Origin of the sequence: Catalinimonas alkaloidigena, assembly GCF_900100765.1 — a bacterium.
Classification (GTDB): domain Bacteria; phylum Bacteroidota; class Bacteroidia; order Cytophagales; family Flexibacteraceae; genus Mooreia; species Mooreia alkaloidigena.
The window spans coordinates 106,076-121,334 of record NZ_FNFO01000001.1; the positions used below are offsets into that span (position 1 = coordinate 106,076).

Consider the following 15,259-nt stretch of genomic DNA (forward strand, 5'->3'; position numbering starts at 1 on the left):
TAACCCATTCTGGGCGAGTGTGGGAACCCGGTTCCTGACATCGTCTGCCTATCTTTGCCTTTCATGCAATCGCTCAATTTACCTCCTTTTTCGTACCAGACACGCGAGCAGGACGACACCACGTACATTTTTGACGTACTGCGGAAGAAGTACCTGGTCCTCACGCCCGAAGAGTGGGTACGGCAGCACTTCGTGCACATGCTGATTGACCGTTACCAGTACCCGCGGACGATGATCCGTACCGAAACGGGCCTGCGCTACAATCGGATGGCGCGGCGGAGCGACATTCTGGTGTTCGATCGTCAGGGTAGCCCTTTTTTGCTGGTGGAGTGCAAGGCGTCCAGCGTCAAGCTTTCGCAGGAGGTGTTCGAGCAAGCGGCCCGCTATAACCACGTTCTGAAAGCCCCTTACCTCATCATCACCAACGGGTTGTCGAATTACTGCTGCGCCATCGACCACGCGCAGGGAACGTACCGCTTTCTGGAAGACCTGCCCCCTTACGAGCCGGCCGCATCGAACTGATTTCCACGCAATTTTGTAATTCCCTACAGGCAATGAGTATATTTGCTACAGTCGGATTGTTGCTTTTGTGACAGAAAGAGGGGAAGCAACATTCGGTCGACGCAGTCCGCGGTGCCGATGATAAGGCGCATGGCGGCGGTGTCTGGAGTCCTATTTCTATACTATATATATCACCACGGAGGTTTTATGGCGGGATGTAGTTCCTGCGGCTGTGGCACCCGAAGCAAAGAGGGATCGCAGCCGTCTGGATGTAAAAATAACGGTGGCTGTCGCAGCGGCGGCTGCAATAAGATGAACGTTTTCGATTGGCTGAGCAACATGGATTTGCCGGCCGACGGCTATCAGTTTGAGGTCGTGGAAGTACGGTTCAAGGGAGGACGCAAAGAATTTTTCCGCAACGCTGACCGGCTGCACCTGACTACCGGCGACGCGATTGTGGTCGAGGTGCCCAACGGACATCACATCGGATTTGTCTCCATGCAGGGCGAACTGGTTCGGCTGCAAATGATGAAGAAGGGCGTCAAAGAAGACAGCGAGAACATTCGGAAAATTTACCGACTGGCGAGCGAGCGCGACCTGAGTAAGTACGAGGAAGTGAAAAACCGGGAGTTGCCCACGCTGTTCCGGACGCGTCAGATCATCAACGAGATGAATCTGAAAATGAAGCTCTCGGATGTTGAATACCAGGCAGATAACACAAAAGCGACGTTTTACTATTCGGCCGACGAGCGAGTCGATTTCCGGCAGTTGATCAAAGTGCTGGCCGGCGAGTTTCGCATCCGGGTGGAAATGCGGCAGATCAGCTTGCGGCAGGAAGCCGGACGCCTGGGCGGCATTGGTTCCTGCGGGCGTGAATTGTGCTGTTCGACCTGGCTTTCCAGCTTCAAAAGCGTTTCCACTTCGGCGGCGCGTTACCAGAACCTTTCGCTGAATCCCAGTAAGTTATCCGGCCAGTGCGGGCGACTCAAATGCTGCCTGAATTACGAACTGGATACCTATATGGAGGCCATTCGCGATCTGCCTACGGTTAACAAACCGCTGTTGACCGAGAAGGGCGAAGCCTTTCTGCAAAAGACCGATATTTTTACCCGCATCATGTGGTTCGGGTTCCGGAACGAATCCAACTGGTATCCGCTGAAAGTCGAACGGGTGCAGTACATTCTGGAGTTGAACGCCGCCGGGAAAAAAGCCGTGGCCCTGACGCTGGAAGAAGAGGAGCTGATTATCAATCCGGTTGTGGGCGGTGCGCTGAACGATGACCTGGAGCAGATGGACCGGAAGTTTGCCGAGAAAGACAAAGACAGAAAGAAAAAGAAGAAACGAAAAAAACGTAAAAAAACGGGTGAGAAAAAATAGTACTGCACCGTCCGTAGCGGTGTCCATGCACCGGCGGGCGGCGTTCCGGACCGGCTTCAGTGTTTGTCTTGTCTTGTGTGCATGGTTGGCGTTGGGCGCTTGCGACCCGTCGCGTGTGTATGAGGAAAATCAGGAAATTCCCGACTACCTCTGGTACGAGGACAGCCTGGCGGTGTTTGAGTTCGAGATTCCCGATGCGTCGCAGCCTTACAACCTTTATTATAATGTCCGCAATTCGCTGAACTACCCGTACTACAACCTCTACGTTACCTATTACCTGGAAGACAGCACCGGGAAGGAGATCGCTTCGCGGCTTCAGGAAATGGTGCTGATGGACCCCCGCACCGGGGAGCCTTACGGTAGCGGCCTGGGCGATATTTTTGACCACCAGATTCTGGCGCTTCCTGGCTTTACGTTTCCCTATGCCGGGCCGTATACGCTGAAAATAAAGCAGTACATGCGCGAAAATCCGCTTCCGGAAGTGATGAGTGTAGGCCTGCGCATCGAAAAGGGCGATGCTAGCGCCTCACCTGAAAACCAGCGTACGTCGGAGTAGCCTCAAGGGGGGTAACCACCACTTCTTCCACACGCGCCCGGGGTGGCCCCTGTCGGCACCAGGCCACAAGCGAATCGACCGCTTCGGCAGGCCCGCTGACCTCTACGTACACCGATCCGTCTTTTTCGTTGCGCACAAACCCGGTGAGGTGCAACCGTTGCGCCTGCTCTTGCGTGGAAGCCCTGTAAAAAACACCCTGTACTTTGCCCGTAATGCGGATGCTTACCGATTTGGAAGTGTCTGCCATATCATTTCACGTAAAAACTGTATTCTATCGCTATGCAACAGAGTCTTGAATTTCTGTCGGCCTTGCGCGAAAATAACAACCGGGAATGGTTTCATGCCCATAAGAAAGCGTACGAAGCGGCCCGGCAGGAGTTCGAGGCGCTGATCGGTCGACTGCTGGCCGATATGGCGCCGTGGGAGCCGGCGGTGCGTTCGCTTGAGCCAAAGGACTGCCTGTTTCGCCTGTATCGCGACGTCCGCTTCTCAAAAGACAAGACGCCTTACAAGCTGCACTTCGGCGCTTACCTGGCCGAGGGAGGCCGCAAGAGCGAAAAAGCCGGCTATTATCTGCACGTGCGTCCGGGCGACCGGTCATTTGTAGGGGGCGGCCTGTGGGAGCCCGGTGCGGAAGGACTGCGGAACGTGCGCCAGGAGATCGACTACAATGGCAAAGAGCTTCATACCATTTTAGAGGAACCTGCCTTTGCATCCCACTATGCGGCCCTGGAAGGAGAGAAATTGCAGCGGCCCCCGAAAGGGTACGACGCTTCCCATCCTGACGTAGAGATTTTAAAGCAGAAAAGCTTTTTTGTATCGCACAACCTTACAGATGTGCAGGTCGGGGCCGATGGCTTGGAGAAGCGCATTCTGCGTGCCTGGCAGGCGTTGAAGCCCCTCAACGACTTCCTCAACAGAGGATTGGAGGGCTAACCAAAAAAGAGAGGGGTATGACGTGTGCCAGCTAAACTAACCGGTACGCGGCATGCCCCCTCTCGTTTTCTGTATGCTTTCGATTTCCTTATGACACAAAGATACTATGCTGTAATGATACAAAAAATAATTGGATCGATACAAAAATGTCGTTGCAAGGTTACGACACGTAAAGCACCAATCCTTTGAGGTATTCGCCTTCGGGATGATAGATGTTGACGGGGTGATCAAGCGGTTGCGTGAGTTGGTGAAGAATCCGCACGTTGCGCCCAGCGTCGGCGGCTGCGCCAAACACTACTTTTCTAAATAGGTCACGGTCAATGTTTTGTGAACACGAAAACGTAAAGACCAACCCGCCGGGCTGCACCTTCCGGAAAGCCCACAAGTTGATTTCCTTATAGCCACGCGTCGCATTCGGAACCGCCCGCGCATTTTTTGCAAAAGCCGGAGGATCAAGGATGATTATATTGTATGATTCCTCCATATTTTTTAAATATTTGAAGCAATCTTCGGCAAAAGTGCGGTGTGGCGCATCCGATCCGTAGTTCAGAACCACATTTTCGTGAGCTCGCTCCACCGCCTCTTGCGAGATGTCGACCGAATGCACTTCGGTGGCGCCGCCTGCCAGGGCATAAACGCTAAAACCACCCGTATACGAAAAAGCATTGAGCACTTTGGCCCCTTTGGCTACCTGTTGTAACAAAGCGCGATTTTCCCGCTGGTCGAGGAAGAAACCGGTTTTTTGACCGCGTTCGTAGTCGACGGCAAACTGCAGCCCGTTTTCTCGTACGACCACCGCAGGACCCTCCTCCGACAGATCAGTCAGCCACCCGTTGGGGAGGCGAACATCTTCCAGACGCTGGGCCGCTTCTTTGTTCTTCAGCCAGACTTTCTCGATGCCCACCGTACGCAACGCTTCCAGTAACGCCGCATGAATCCGCTCGGTGCCTCGGATCATCAACTGCATGACCGCAACGGAACCGTATACGTCGACAATGACACCCGGCAAAAAATCACCCTCGGCGTGAAGAAGTCGGTAGCAAGTGGTCTCGGCAAAATCCAGGTGCGCCTTTCGCAAAGCAAAAGCATCTTGGATTTTACGGTTCCAGTAATGCTGGTCGATGGAAAGCTCTTGCGTGGTGAAGGCAAACATGCGTACCACAATTTGGCTGCGTGGGGAGAAAAAACCATAGCCCAGCAACGCACCGTGGTTGTCGCGCACCGCCACAATGTCGCCGTCCTGGGCCGACGGAAGTTGTTTGACTGCCCCTGAAAAAATCCAGGGATGGCGATTCGTCACGGACCGGTCACGACCCGATTTGAGGAGAAGGGAAGAATACTGCAAAATGAAAGGGTTAACTAGTGAAGAATGTCCAGTTCCTTCAGCATCTGCCGGCTGATGTCAATCCGCGCCTGGCCGAATCCGTCCGGAGTAGCGCCTGTGGGCGCCTGGATGCACGTTGCAAAATAATAAGGAGTGCCGCCCTGCTCGACATAACCGACATACCAGCCTACGTCGCCGGCTGGCCCGTTCGACCAGCCTGTTTTAGCGCGAAGCGTATAGGCATCGGTTGCTTCCACCAACATAATCCCTTTGACCAATGCCAGCGTGCGGGGCGAGAAGGGCAAGCGGTTTTCGTAGAGACGTTGCAAAAAGTCGAGTTGTTGTGCCGGCGTGATCCGCAGCGCACCGGTCAGCCAAAAACGATCAATACCGCCCTGGATGTTCTGGTTGCCGTATTGGGCGGCGTCGATCCAGCGCTGCATCTGCTGCGTGCCGACGCGACGCGCCAGTTCCTGATAGTAAGGAACACACGATACCTGAAACGCCGAACGAAGGCTGTGGTCTTGATTCCAGACGGTAGGCGTGCGCTCCTGCCCATCCCACGGGATGACGAAACTGGTATCGGCAATAACACCCGTTTCCAGTCCAATCAGTGAGTTGCAGATTTTGAACGTAGAGGCGGGGCTGAACGCTTCGTGCAACTGATTGGGATTCACCAGGATGTAGCGATCGTGCCGGGGATCGTACAGACTGAACGATCCCGTAACGCCGCGCTGGTAAAACCACTTTGCCAGGTCGGGTCTTTCTGTTGTTTGCGACTGACGATCAAGCCGATGCGTAGCACGAGGCACCGCAGTGCAAACTAAAAACATCATGGCGGTCAGCAAGGTGAGCGGCGACATGGCGGGGAGGAGGTTAGGGCGAACGGCCACAAAAGTACGGAAAAGGCACGCGGCTACTTTTGAAAAGCTGCATCTTCGCGGTACAATTTTTGGCGCAGCGGTGCGTATTGAGCAGTAGCGCGTAGCACTGCGCGCTGCCTTACCTCATCCGTTATGAATCGACTTTTACTTGTTCTGGCCACGTTGCTGATAGCCCCTGGTGTGTGGGCGCAAGACGATTATTACAAAGATGTGCCCCGCCAGTCTTCGCCGCAGCCACGCCCGGTGCGTCAGGTGAACATGCCCTTCCACTTGTATTTAGGCGCGAAGGGCGGCCCTACGTGGACCCGACTCCTGACTGATCCGAATCAGGGACAGTTAAATCCGACCCCCACTTACCGGACGGGGCTTTCGGTGGGTACGCATTTTTTGCTGGGCGCGAAGTTCAACGGGCCTTTTTCACTGCAAGTCGAGCCGGGTTATTTTCAGAAGCGGAGTGGCCTTGAGCTCCGCAATTCGGTTCAACCGCCTGATACCCTGTACGAGGTCTCGTACCAGCTCGAATACTTCTCGCTGCCCATCGTGGGAAAATACGAATTTGCTTTGGGGCGAGACGAAGGCGTTAGCGTCTACGGCTTGGGAGGAATTGGATTGAATTTCGTCGTGAACGCCCGCGAGCGCATCCGGCTGGCCGAACTGCAACCTGACGTTTGGTACGATTACGAGGGCACCAATCGGGTAGAAGCTACGGAGCTGAACCTGACGTTGGGAGCGGGGCTTCAGGTGCCGCTTTATCGGAACCGTGCCGCTCTTGTTGGAGAATACCGTCTCCTGTACGGCATCACGAACATGAACCGGGGGATTCTGGACGTGACGTTGCCCGGCGGGAATCGATATTATGCGCTCTACCAACTGTCGCGGCAAGCGAGTATCGGCGTGCAGTTCTTCTTGTTCTGATTTGGCGCGATAGTTGTTCTGAAAAGAGAAGTGGGAACCAGAACAATCTATGAAAAAATACTTACTTTCCTGTCTGATCGCTAGCCTGAGCCTGATGGCGGCAGCGCGTCCGGCTTTTCCTGAGGTGCAACAGGCTCCGATGACTACATTTTCGGTGCAGACGTATCCTAATCCGTTTTCCGAATCATTGCAAATTGAGATTGATCCGGGAACCCGTAGGCTCGATAAATTTGTGTTAATGGACGTGATTGGGCAAACGGTGATGAGCATCGACCTGACGCAAAAGACCGGTCCCATTCATTATGCCGTAGATCTTTCTCAGTTGAAGCGTGGCGTGTACATCGCGCGCATCACCTCCGGAAAAGAAGTATTGGTTACCCGTAAGTTGGTTAAATCGATTTAAGATAAAGCAAGTAGTAAATGTGCAAAGGGAGAGCTCGATAGGCTCTCTTTTTGCTTATACGCCATTTCAAATTCACCCTGGGGCTGGCCCGCGTTGCGCTTCCGGCATGTAGCTTAGGCGGGGCCGCTGACGCCGTGTTCAGGACAAGACTGGTGGCTTACACGCCAGAAACCAAATTCAACTATGCCGTTAAAAGCGAATACCCGTCTGAAACCCGGCCCATGCCTTCACGCCCAGATAGCGGTCGTTATGATCCCATTGGGTCCAGGGAGCGAAATCCGGCCCGAATTCGTTGGTTTCTGAATTCTGAAGCTCCGAAATGAACACGTTGAGCGAAGGACCGAGAAAAAGCGCGGTACGTTGGCCAAGCATGAACGAAAAACTGGTTCGCAACTGATTGAGCTCGTTTGTCTCGAACGTAACACGCCCGCCCCGGTTCAGGTGATAGGCCGTCAGATCAATCGTAACGTGCAAACCTCGGGTGATGCGTAAGTCCGACCCGATGCCGTAGCCCCACCCCCAGTAAAAATGTTCGGGATCGGTCGAAAGCGAAGGAATTTGTGTGCCTACGGCGATCAGGTTGTAGAAACGGTTGGCTCCCATTTTGAACGCCATGTTGGCGTGCAGGGCCTCGGTGCTCCAGAATTCGAGACGGCGGTAGCCCTTTTTGACGATGTTCAACAGTCCGATCGGCACACCATCGATGGTGTCGCATACATTAATGACACTGAGTTGCACACCTTTAACTTTGCGTGCCACATTCAGGAAACCCGCCGCTTGCACGCCGTGCAGGTTGCCGTCGGCGATGTTCAGAAAGCCCGCGCCCTGAAACCCGTCGACTCCTTGTGCAATGTTGGCGAAACCAGAGGCCTGTGCCCCGTCGATGTTGCCGTCGGCCACGTTGATAAACCCTGATGCCTGAATACCGATGAGATCGCCAGCGATCAGATTGGCAAATCCGGCTGCCTGAAGTGCGCGCACCCGACCGGCGGTGATGTTGGCAAACCCGGCGGTCTGTACCCCTTGGGTAAATGCGCCGGTGATGTTGACAAACCCGGCGGCTTGGATGCCCTGCACCGTGTCTTGCACGATGTTGGCAAAGCCCGCAAACTGCCCCCCGTGTACCGAGAAGCGGGTAGCGTTGAAGAAGCCGCCCACTTCGAGCCCGGCAACGCCGCCGTTGTATCCTCCGATGATGTTGAGCGACAGCCGATTGATGAAACGACTGCTTTCAATACCGTTAGTGCCCAGGGGCGTCAGCAAGGTGACCTGATACAACTGCATTTCCGGGGCAGGTGTTTGCGCCCAGGCGCCCGGCACGTACATGCCCACCACGAATACGCTCAACCATCTCCAAAAAATCTTATTTCTCACGCGACACAACGTTTCACCAAGCGAATTACCGAAACAAAAGGAAAGTACGCAAACGAAAACAGAGTAGGAAAGAAGAAAGAATGATGGATGACGAAACGAGGAAGAAGAACCCCAGCCACGCACCGATGAATATGACTGGGCGAACGGCTGACAAAACGAAGGCGCTTGGCAAGATGGCACGCGAATAGACCCCTTTTTGTTTTACTATACACGGAGAAAGCTCTATGATCCAGTTTATTCAAGATCTCTCGCGTCGTTCCGAAGAGGCGGCCGGGGGAAGCAGCAGGAGCGTTAGCGAAAGCGAAGCGCTTGATGCGTATTCGCGTGTGGTAACGACTGTCGCCGAGGACGTGAGTCCGGCCGTGGTCCACATCAAGGTAGCGACTGACGGGAAGGCGCGTCGCCGCTCGTCAGAACCATCCGGTGGGGCAGGCTCTGGTTTCCTGATTTCACCGGAGGGGTTTATTGTGACAAACAGTCATGTGGTGGCAGAAGCACGGCAGATGGAGATCGACTTGCCCGATGGCCGTTCGTACGAAGGGACGCTGGTCGGCACCGATCCGGCCACTGACATCGCCGTGGTGCGCATCTTCGCCGATCACGTGCCTTACGTGCGATTTGGCGCGTCGGACCGCCTTCGGGTGGGGCAACTGGTGGTCGCCATTGGCAATCCCTATGGCTTTCAGTATACGGTAACGGCAGGCGTGGTGAGTGCCCTGGGCCGCACCATGCGTTCGTATGCTGGGCGGATGATCGATAACGTGATTCAAACCGATGCTGCGCTGAATCCCGGCAATTCCGGCGGGCCGCTGGTCAATGCGTCGGGCGAAGTAGTCGGCGTCAATACGGCCGTGATCCGGATGGCGCAAGGCATCTGTTTCGCGGTAGCTTCGAATACGGCTGAGTATGTAGCTGCCAAGCTGATCACCGAAGGACGCGTCCGTCGGGGGTACCTCGGCATTGCCGGTCAGGTCTTCATGCTGCCGTTGCGGGTGATCCACTACAATCAGTTAGCTCAGAAAAGTGGTATTATGATTCAGCAGGTTCTCGCCGATAGCGGTGCCGGAAACGAATCGTTACGCCCCGGCGACATTGTGGTTGGCTTCGGCGATCAGCTCGTAGAAAATATTGACGATTTGCATCGCCTCCTGGACGAGCGAACCATCGGCGTGCCTGCAACCCTGACTATTTTACGGAAGGGACGGAAAATGCAAGTGACGGTGGTCCCGGCAGAATACGATAACAGGAAGTAGGGCGTACGACCTTTCGCAGATGATTTCAACAAAAAAGGCGGTGTTTCTGTAACACCGCCTTTTTCTTATATCGTGATGGCTTTCGTCAGGCAATGGCAAAGCGTCCGTATTTGGCTTTAACGAACATAAAAATGCCATAACCGGTCAGACCGAGGGCCACTGCGGCCAGAAGCCACGGACCCGAAGTATTCTGCAGGAAGCTAAAGGCTTCGCTGGTGCCGCCCGCTTGGTTGGGGTTCGCTTCCACGGCTGCGCGGAAGAAGAAATACCCCACAATGCCCAGCACCACACCGCGGGCGATGTAGCCGACCTGCCCGGCGTGTTTGATAAACTCGCGCACTTTGTGCTCCAGATTCATGCTCTTTACGTTCTTCATGTAGTTCCCCGAGAGGGCGCGGTAAATCTGGTAGATGCCTTTGGCAACCGTGCCGACCGCTACCAGTCCGACTAGCCACTGACCGAAAGGTTGTTCCAGCAGTTTAGAGACTAACAACTCGCGGCTGTCGCCACTACCCCCGGAACCTCCGGAGCCGCCCGATTGCCCGAAAAGCAGCGAAATGGCCGATATGGCCAGCGCCAGGTAAACCACGCCGCTAAACGCGTAACCCAGCCGGGTAGCGATGCCTTTCGCGTCGTTTCCTTTGTTATTCGGGTCTTTGATGGCTTGGATGAAACGCCATGTCACGTAGCCCAGCAAGCCGAACGCTACCAGTCCAAGCAGAATTTGCCCGAAGGGTTGGGCCAGAATGGTTTTAAAAACACCGCTTTTGCCGGTGGTTTGGCCGCCGTTCCCGGTAGCTGCCATGGCCGCCAAGATGCCGACCAGGCAGTACACCACTCCTTTTGCGGCTACCCCGAATCGGGCGTAGTTCTCTATCCATTGTTCTTTATTAGTATCCATGAAGTAATAAGTTAGGGTTAGCGAGGGGAGCGCCCTCTCGGTTCTTATACGGGCAAGTCTCCGAAAAGGGTTGGGGCACTACTTACATGGCGGAAGACAAAAAAAGAAGGCTTCCTTCAAGGAAGCCTTCTGCGTACAAACTCTCAGAAATATTCGATTACTTCACAATGGCGGGCTTTTTCCAGCTTACGGAGTACAGATCGAGGCGGCGATCCAAGCGATTACGTACGCTACCGGTCGAGCTTAGTTCTTTCAGAAGCGTCAGGTCCAGGTCAGCAAACAGCACCATTTCGGTGTTGGGCGTAGCTTCTGCAATAATGGCATCGTGCGGAAATGCCAGGTCGGAAGGCGTAAACACCGCCGATTGCGAATACTGGATATCCATGTTTTCCACGTTCGGAAGGTTGCCGATGCTGCCGGTAATCACCACGTAACACTCGTTTTCGATGGCGCGGGCCTGTGCACAGCGTCGCACGCGGAGGTAAGCATTCTTGGTATCGGTCCAATAGGGCACGAACAGAATTTCCATGTCCTGATCGGCCAGAATGCGCGCCAGCTCCGGAAATTCCACGTCGTAACAGATCAGAACCCCGATTTTACAAACGTCTGTTTCAAATACGTGCAGCTTTTCGCCACCGCGCAATCCCCAGGAGCCCAGCTCGTCGGGCGTAATGTGCAGCTTATACTGCATTTCGTGGGTGCCATCACGACGGCAGAGGTACGATACATTGTGCAGCTTCTGGTCGATGTACTGCGGCATAGAGCCGGAAATGATGTTCACGTTGTAGGCCAATGCCAACTGCACCATCCGTTCGCGAATTTCTTCGGTATAATCGGCCAGGATACGCACCGCTTCCGAAGCGCTGGCGGCATCGAACAGGGCCATGAGTGGGGCATTGAAAAATTCCGGAAATACCACAAAGTCGGCATTGTAACCGCCTACGGTATCCACAAAATATTCTACCTGCCGCATCAGGTCGTCGAGGTTGGCTACAGGACGCATCTGCCATTGCACGACCCCGACGCGGGCGGTCGTCTTCTTGTTCCCGATCAGCTTTTCTTCCTCTTCTTCGTACTGGAGGTTGAACCATTCGAGCAAAACGGCAAAGCCTCGCGAATCTTTGTCGGCGGGCATGTAATTGCGGGCGATTTTGCGCGGGTTGAATTCGTTGCTCAACTGGAACGTAAGCACCGGATCGTAGATCTCCCGGTTCTTGACCTTCTCCACATACTCAGAAGGCTTCATTGTGTTTGCGTAGTTCTTGTAGCCGGGCAGGCGGCCGCCCACGATGATGGCTTCCAGGTTGAGGTTGACACACAGTTCTTTCCGGGCGTCGTACAGGCGGCGGCCCAGGCGCATGTCCTGGTAGTCGGGGTGGACAAACAGGTCGACACCGTAGAGTGTGTCTCCTTCGGGGTCGTGTGTGGTCAACAGCCCTTTGCCGGTAATTTCTTCGTACGTGTGCTTGTCGCCGAACTTGGAGTAATCCACGATAACGCTGAGCGCCGCGGCCGCGACCTTGCCATTGTCTTCGATGCAAATTTGCCCGTCGGGAAAGCGCTTGAGTTGGGCCGAAAACTCTTTCTTTGTCCAGGAACCTCCCAGGTTGGAGTAAACGGCATCCATAATCTCTTTGATGTCCTGGTAATCGGAGAGCTTCAGGTTGCGGAGCCTTAATTTATGTGCGGTTGGAACTTCAACACCATTCGAATTCATACAAAATCAATTATCGGTTTCAAGTCAGAGGATGCTAAATATAGCGCTAAACGCACGGAGCGAGCACTATTCTTCAAAGCAAAAATTTACGGAAAGCGTTCAGTACAAGCGCCCCGGCGTAGGCCTTCTTTGTTTCAAACGGGGCGAGGCGACAGCAGGTTAATAAAAAACCCGGCGGGAAGGCCGGGTGGAGATTTTGTAGCGCGTTATTCTTGTTCTTCTGCGTCGCCGGACGACGCCACTTCGCTGGGCGTCGGCTCGTCTTCGGCGGCCGGTTCTTCCTGAAACAAGTCGGCGCGGTGCTCGGCCAACAGGTTGTACCAGACCAGCAGCTTGCGCATATCCGAGACGTAGACCCGATCTTGATCGTAATTGGGCAGCGCCTGTTCCATAAAGGCACGCAACTCGTCTTCGGAGGCATCTTTAGAAGAGAGGGGGGCGGTGCTTCCGTCGTACGATTGGTACAGTTGTTCCATCACCCGCTCCAGCGGAACGGAGCCTTCCTCGTCGGTTGTGTACATCGAAATCTCTTTCAGAAGCGATACGCGCGTAGAAGGACCGGCTGCAAACCGACCTCCCTTGCCGTCGACCGGCTCCAGAATGACTCCTGAGCGGGTCGGTTTGACGATGCGAAACAGCCCGCCCTTGCCCGATACGGTTGCAATCTCTTTTAAATCCATAGAAATGTAAGGTTACTTAGAAAGACGTGAATAGGTTGAAAGCGAAGGATCGAAATCCTGATTGACTTGATAAATAAACGATAACAGGTCGTCGCGACCGGTGGAGTGCTCTGCCGAGGTCACAAAACGCAGGGGGAGTTCGGCCCAGGTTTTTTGCAACTCTTTTTCGTAGTCGGCTACGTGTAGCGCGCCCTGCGAGGCCGAAAGCTTATCGGCCTTGGTAAAGGTCAGGGCAAACGGGATCTGCTCCTGCGCCAGCCACGCCATAAAATCCAGATCGTTTTTGACGGGCTTGTGCCGAATGTCGATCAGCATAAATACACACAGCAGGTTGGGGCGGAACTTCAGGTAATCGGCCGTCATCTGCTGCCAGCCCCCCCGGATGCGCTTGCCTACCTTGGCCCAGCCGTAGCCCGGCAAATCCACCAGATACCAGCTCCCGTCGATCAGAAAGTGGTTGATTAGCTGGGTTTTACCCGGCGTCGATGAGGTTTTGGCCAGCTTGCGGCGACTGGTCAGCATGTTGATCAGCGAAGACTTGCCCACGTTCGAGCGCCCGATAAAAGCATACTCGGGCTTGTCGGGAGGAGGACAAGCTTGATAATCGGTATTGCTTACTAGAAACTGCGCGTCACGTACCTGCATGGCACAAAATTAACTCATTTCTGGGGAACCTAGGGGAAGTTTAACGCCCAACCCCGTGTGGGCATTGTGTGCAGCCCGCTTTCTTTGTCAAACCTTACGCTCTGAGGCTCAAGACCATTCGGAACAGAAGGGGGAACCGCCTTATTTTGTAGCGTATGTGTTACTGGAACAGAATTTTGGGAGCGGCACTGGTGGGTATTGCCCTGGTAGGAGAGGGCACTGCACAGTCGCGGGGGCAGTTGCGGCGGCTGGAAGCCACTGGCGAAGAAGCCCTGGCCGACCAGCACTATGCGCAGGCGTTGGCGACCTACACGCACCTGCACCATGCGCGTCCGGAACGCAGCCGTTACCTGATTCAGATGGCCGTGTGCCACGCTCAACTGGGGCGCAAAAAGCAGGCGCTCGAACTGCTGGAAGAGGCCACCCAACGTACGGACACGGAAGCTGATCTGTGGTATTACCTGGGGCGGGCGTATCACTTGAACCACCGGTTTGACGAGGCACGTAAGTCTTACGAATTATACAAGCACGCGATTGACGAACGCGATGTAGAGCGCCGCCGGGAAATCGACGACTACATCCGCCAGTGTACCAACGGCCTGCAGCTGGCCTCTTCGCCGGCCGCGGTGGAAGTACGCAATTTGGGGCACGACATCAACAGCCCTTATGCGGAATATGTCCCCTTGGTGTCGAACGACGGACAGGAACTGATCTTTACATCGCGACGGCCCAACTCCACCGGAGGTGCTCAGGACCCGGTCACAGGTACTTTCTACGAAGATATTTACGTATCGCACCTTCGGGAGGGTCGCTGGACGCCCCCCCACAGCCTTTCGCCCGAAGTCAATACGCCCTTTCACGACGCCGCGGTGGGTCGTTCTGCCGACGGGCAGAAGTTGTTTCTGTATCGCTCAGAGGGGCGAGGTTTTGTGGGCCATGCGGAAGATCTGTACGTCAGCTACCGAAACGGGACCAACTGGAGCACCCCCGTACCGCTGAGTGCGCGCATCAATTCAGCATTCTACGAACCCAGCGCCACCGTTTCGCCTGACGAGCAGTGGCTGTTCTTTTCCAGCGACCGCCCCGACGGACTCGGGGGGACGGACCTGTACATGGCGCGTCGCTTGCCCGACGGCCAGTGGGCGCTACCCCGCAACCTGGGACCACGCATCAACACACCCTACGACGAAGAATCGCCTTTTATGCACGTGGACGGGCGCACGCTCTACTTCAGTTCCAAGGGACATACGTCGGTGGGCGGCTTCGACATCTTCCGCACGGAATACGATCCGGTGCACGACGAATGGTCGGAGCCGGTCAATCTGGGTTTCCCGATCAACACGGCCGACGACGACCTGTATTTCATCAGTAATCTGGCAGGTACTCGTTTTTACTTCTCGGCTTCGCGCGACGACAGCTTCGGCGAATACGACATCTACGAAGCACAACCGCTGAGCATCGAGCCGGTAGTGGTCAAAGGGCTGATTCAGGTGAAGGAAACCAAGAAACCGGCGGACGCCATCGTTACCGCCTATAACCCGCAGACGGGGGATGTGTTGGGCATCAGCCATACGCAAAACGGCGCGTTTTTGTTCATTCTGCCGCCGGGTACCCTCTGCGAAATCAGCGTACGTGCGGAAGGATATCACGACGTGCGGCGAGCACTGCGTTTAGAGCCTCAAGTCGACTATACATTGCCTGAAAATCAGATTCATGTGCAGTTACAGCGGGCCGAACCCACTTCGGTCATTCTGCCGACCTCTTTGCCAACGAGGAAAGAATGAGGCGTGAGT

The 15,259-nt window shown here is 54.9% G+C and carries 16 protein-coding genes; 8 read left to right on the plus strand and 8 right to left on the minus strand.

Annotated elements, in window-relative coordinates:
• The first annotated feature begins 63 nt into the window (after nucleotides 1-63).
• The 3 genes from BLR44_RS00490 (at nucleotide 64) to BLR44_RS00500 (ending at nucleotide 2,434) form a co-directional block, all read left to right on the plus strand.
• Nucleotides 64-522 (plus strand): type I restriction enzyme HsdR N-terminal domain-containing protein, encoded by a 459-nt coding sequence (locus tag BLR44_RS00490; RefSeq protein WP_089677839.1) that lies wholly within the window; start codon nucleotides 64-66, stop codon nucleotides 520-522.
• A 291-nt stretch (nucleotides 523-813) separates the two neighbouring features.
• The gene (locus BLR44_RS00495) at nucleotides 814-1,878 is read left to right on the plus strand and encodes a PSP1 domain-containing protein (RefSeq protein ID WP_245705934.1); all 1,065 of its coding nucleotides are present in this window, start codon (nucleotides 814-816) and stop codon (nucleotides 1,876-1,878) included.
• Nucleotides 1,865-2,434 (plus strand): gliding motility lipoprotein GldH, encoded by a 570-nt coding sequence (locus BLR44_RS00500; protein WP_245705935.1) that lies wholly within the window; start codon nucleotides 1,865-1,867, stop codon nucleotides 2,432-2,434. Before BLR44_RS00495 ends, BLR44_RS00500 begins: the two co-directional genes overlap by 14 nt.
• Here the strand turns inward: BLR44_RS00500 and BLR44_RS00505 are convergent.
• Nucleotides 2,397-2,681: an acylphosphatase gene (locus tag BLR44_RS00505; RefSeq protein WP_089677844.1), complete on the minus strand. Its 285-nt coding sequence runs from the start codon at nucleotides 2,679-2,681 to the stop codon at nucleotides 2,397-2,399. The two genes, BLR44_RS00500 and BLR44_RS00505, sit on opposite strands and share 38 nt — an antisense overlap.
• A 32-nt stretch (nucleotides 2,682-2,713) precedes the next feature.
• Here BLR44_RS00505 and BLR44_RS00510 point away from each other — a divergent pair, with 32 nt between their 5' ends.
• Nucleotides 2,714-3,370 carry a DUF2461 domain-containing protein gene (locus BLR44_RS00510; RefSeq protein WP_089677846.1) on the plus strand — a complete coding sequence of 219 codons (657 nt, stop codon included), beginning with the start codon at nucleotides 2,714-2,716 and terminating at the stop codon, nucleotides 3,368-3,370.
• Nucleotides 3,371-3,530: 160 nt separating this feature from the next.
• Here BLR44_RS00510 and BLR44_RS00515 read toward each other — a convergent pair whose 3' ends face one another.
• Together BLR44_RS00515 and blaOXA are read right to left on the minus strand one after the other, a co-directional pair.
• The gene (locus tag BLR44_RS00515) at nucleotides 3,531-4,715 is read right to left on the minus strand and encodes a class I SAM-dependent rRNA methyltransferase (protein ID WP_089677848.1); all 1,185 of its coding nucleotides are present in this window, start codon (nucleotides 4,713-4,715) and stop codon (nucleotides 3,531-3,533) included.
• 14 nt (nucleotides 4,716-4,729) lie between these two features.
• Nucleotides 4,730-5,557: a class D beta-lactamase gene (blaOXA, locus tag BLR44_RS00520; RefSeq protein WP_089677850.1), complete on the minus strand. Its 828-nt coding sequence runs from the start codon at nucleotides 5,555-5,557 to the stop codon at nucleotides 4,730-4,732.
• 153 nt (nucleotides 5,558-5,710) lie between these two features.
• Between blaOXA and BLR44_RS00525 the strand changes: the two genes are divergently transcribed.
• Together BLR44_RS00525 and BLR44_RS00530 are read left to right on the plus strand one after the other, a co-directional pair.
• Entirely contained in the window at nucleotides 5,711-6,493 is a 783-nt protein-coding gene (locus tag BLR44_RS00525; RefSeq protein WP_089677852.1) for an outer membrane beta-barrel protein, read from the plus strand.
• Between the two features lie 49 nt (nucleotides 6,494-6,542).
• Nucleotides 6,543-6,896 carry a T9SS type A sorting domain-containing protein gene (locus BLR44_RS00530; RefSeq protein WP_089677854.1) on the plus strand — a complete coding sequence of 118 codons (354 nt, stop codon included), beginning with the start codon at nucleotides 6,543-6,545 and terminating at the stop codon, nucleotides 6,894-6,896.
• Nucleotides 6,897-7,085: 189 nt separating this feature from the next.
• On the opposite strand, the gene BLR44_RS00535 is transcribed toward BLR44_RS00530, so the two are convergent.
• On the minus strand, nucleotides 7,086-8,270 hold the full coding sequence (locus BLR44_RS00535; protein WP_143017044.1) for a hypothetical protein: 1,185 nt from the start codon (nucleotides 8,268-8,270) through the stop codon (nucleotides 7,086-7,088).
• Nucleotides 8,271-8,494: 224 nt separating this feature from the next.
• Between BLR44_RS00535 and BLR44_RS00540 the strand changes: the two genes are divergently transcribed.
• Entirely contained in the window at nucleotides 8,495-9,523 is a 1,029-nt protein-coding gene (locus BLR44_RS00540) for a S1C family serine protease (protein ID WP_089677859.1), read from the plus strand.
• Nucleotides 9,524-9,608: 85 nt separating this feature from the next.
• On the opposite strand, the gene BLR44_RS00545 is transcribed toward BLR44_RS00540, so the two are convergent.
• The 4 genes from BLR44_RS00545 to yihA form a co-directional block, all read right to left on the minus strand.
• Entirely contained in the window at nucleotides 9,609-10,424 is an 816-nt protein-coding gene (locus BLR44_RS00545; protein WP_089677861.1) for a DUF1206 domain-containing protein, read from the minus strand.
• A 157-nt stretch (nucleotides 10,425-10,581) separates the two neighbouring features.
• The gene (locus BLR44_RS00550; RefSeq protein ID WP_089677863.1) at nucleotides 10,582-12,141 is read right to left on the minus strand and encodes a bifunctional GNAT family N-acetyltransferase/carbon-nitrogen hydrolase family protein; all 1,560 of its coding nucleotides are present in this window, start codon (nucleotides 12,139-12,141) and stop codon (nucleotides 10,582-10,584) included.
• 206 nt (nucleotides 12,142-12,347) lie between these two features.
• A complete protein-coding gene (locus BLR44_RS00555; protein ID WP_176955839.1) occupies nucleotides 12,348-12,821 on the minus strand; it encodes a DUF5606 family protein in 474 nt (157 codons plus the stop codon).
• A 12-nt stretch (nucleotides 12,822-12,833) separates the two neighbouring features.
• Nucleotides 12,834-13,466, minus strand: a complete 633-nt coding sequence (gene yihA / locus BLR44_RS00560; protein ID WP_089677865.1) for a ribosome biogenesis GTP-binding protein YihA/YsxC — start codon at nucleotides 13,464-13,466, stop codon at nucleotides 12,834-12,836.
• Between the two features lie 155 nt (nucleotides 13,467-13,621).
• Here yihA and BLR44_RS00565 point away from each other — a divergent pair, with 155 nt between their 5' ends.
• Entirely contained in the window at nucleotides 13,622-15,250 is a 1,629-nt protein-coding gene (locus BLR44_RS00565) for a tetratricopeptide repeat protein (RefSeq protein ID WP_089677868.1), read from the plus strand.
• Nucleotides 15,251-15,259: the final 9 nt, after the last annotated feature.

Coding starts and splice junctions, on each gene's coding strand:
- BLR44_RS00540 (WP_089677859.1), top strand. CDS start 8,495: ATGATCCAGTTTATTCAAGATCTCTCGCGTCGTTCCGAAGAGGCGGCC.
- yihA (WP_089677865.1), bottom strand. CDS start 13,466: ATGCAGGTACGTGACGCGCAGTTTCTAGTAAGCAATACCGATTATCAA.
- BLR44_RS00530 (WP_089677854.1), top strand. CDS start 6,543: ATGAAAAAATACTTACTTTCCTGTCTGATCGCTAGCCTGAGCCTGATG.
- BLR44_RS00510 (WP_089677846.1), top strand. CDS start 2,714: ATGCAACAGAGTCTTGAATTTCTGTCGGCCTTGCGCGAAAATAACAAC.
- BLR44_RS00545 (WP_089677861.1), bottom strand. CDS start 10,424: ATGGATACTAATAAAGAACAATGGATAGAGAACTACGCCCGATTCGGG.
- BLR44_RS00565 (WP_089677868.1), top strand. CDS start 13,622: ATGTGTTACTGGAACAGAATTTTGGGAGCGGCACTGGTGGGTATTGCC.
- BLR44_RS00505 (WP_089677844.1), bottom strand. CDS start 2,681: ATGGCAGACACTTCCAAATCGGTAAGCATCCGCATTACGGGCAAAGTA.
- BLR44_RS00490 (WP_089677839.1), top strand. CDS start 64: ATGCAATCGCTCAATTTACCTCCTTTTTCGTACCAGACACGCGAGCAG.
- BLR44_RS00555 (WP_176955839.1), bottom strand. CDS start 12,821: ATGGATTTAAAAGAGATTGCAACCGTATCGGGCAAGGGCGGGCTGTTT.
- BLR44_RS00550 (WP_089677863.1), bottom strand. CDS start 12,141: ATGAATTCGAATGGTGTTGAAGTTCCAACCGCACATAAATTAAGGCTC.
- BLR44_RS00525 (WP_089677852.1), top strand. CDS start 5,711: ATGAATCGACTTTTACTTGTTCTGGCCACGTTGCTGATAGCCCCTGGT.
- BLR44_RS00495 (WP_245705934.1), top strand. CDS start 814: ATGAACGTTTTCGATTGGCTGAGCAACATGGATTTGCCGGCCGACGGC.
- blaOXA (WP_089677850.1), bottom strand. CDS start 5,557: ATGTCGCCGCTCACCTTGCTGACCGCCATGATGTTTTTAGTTTGCACT.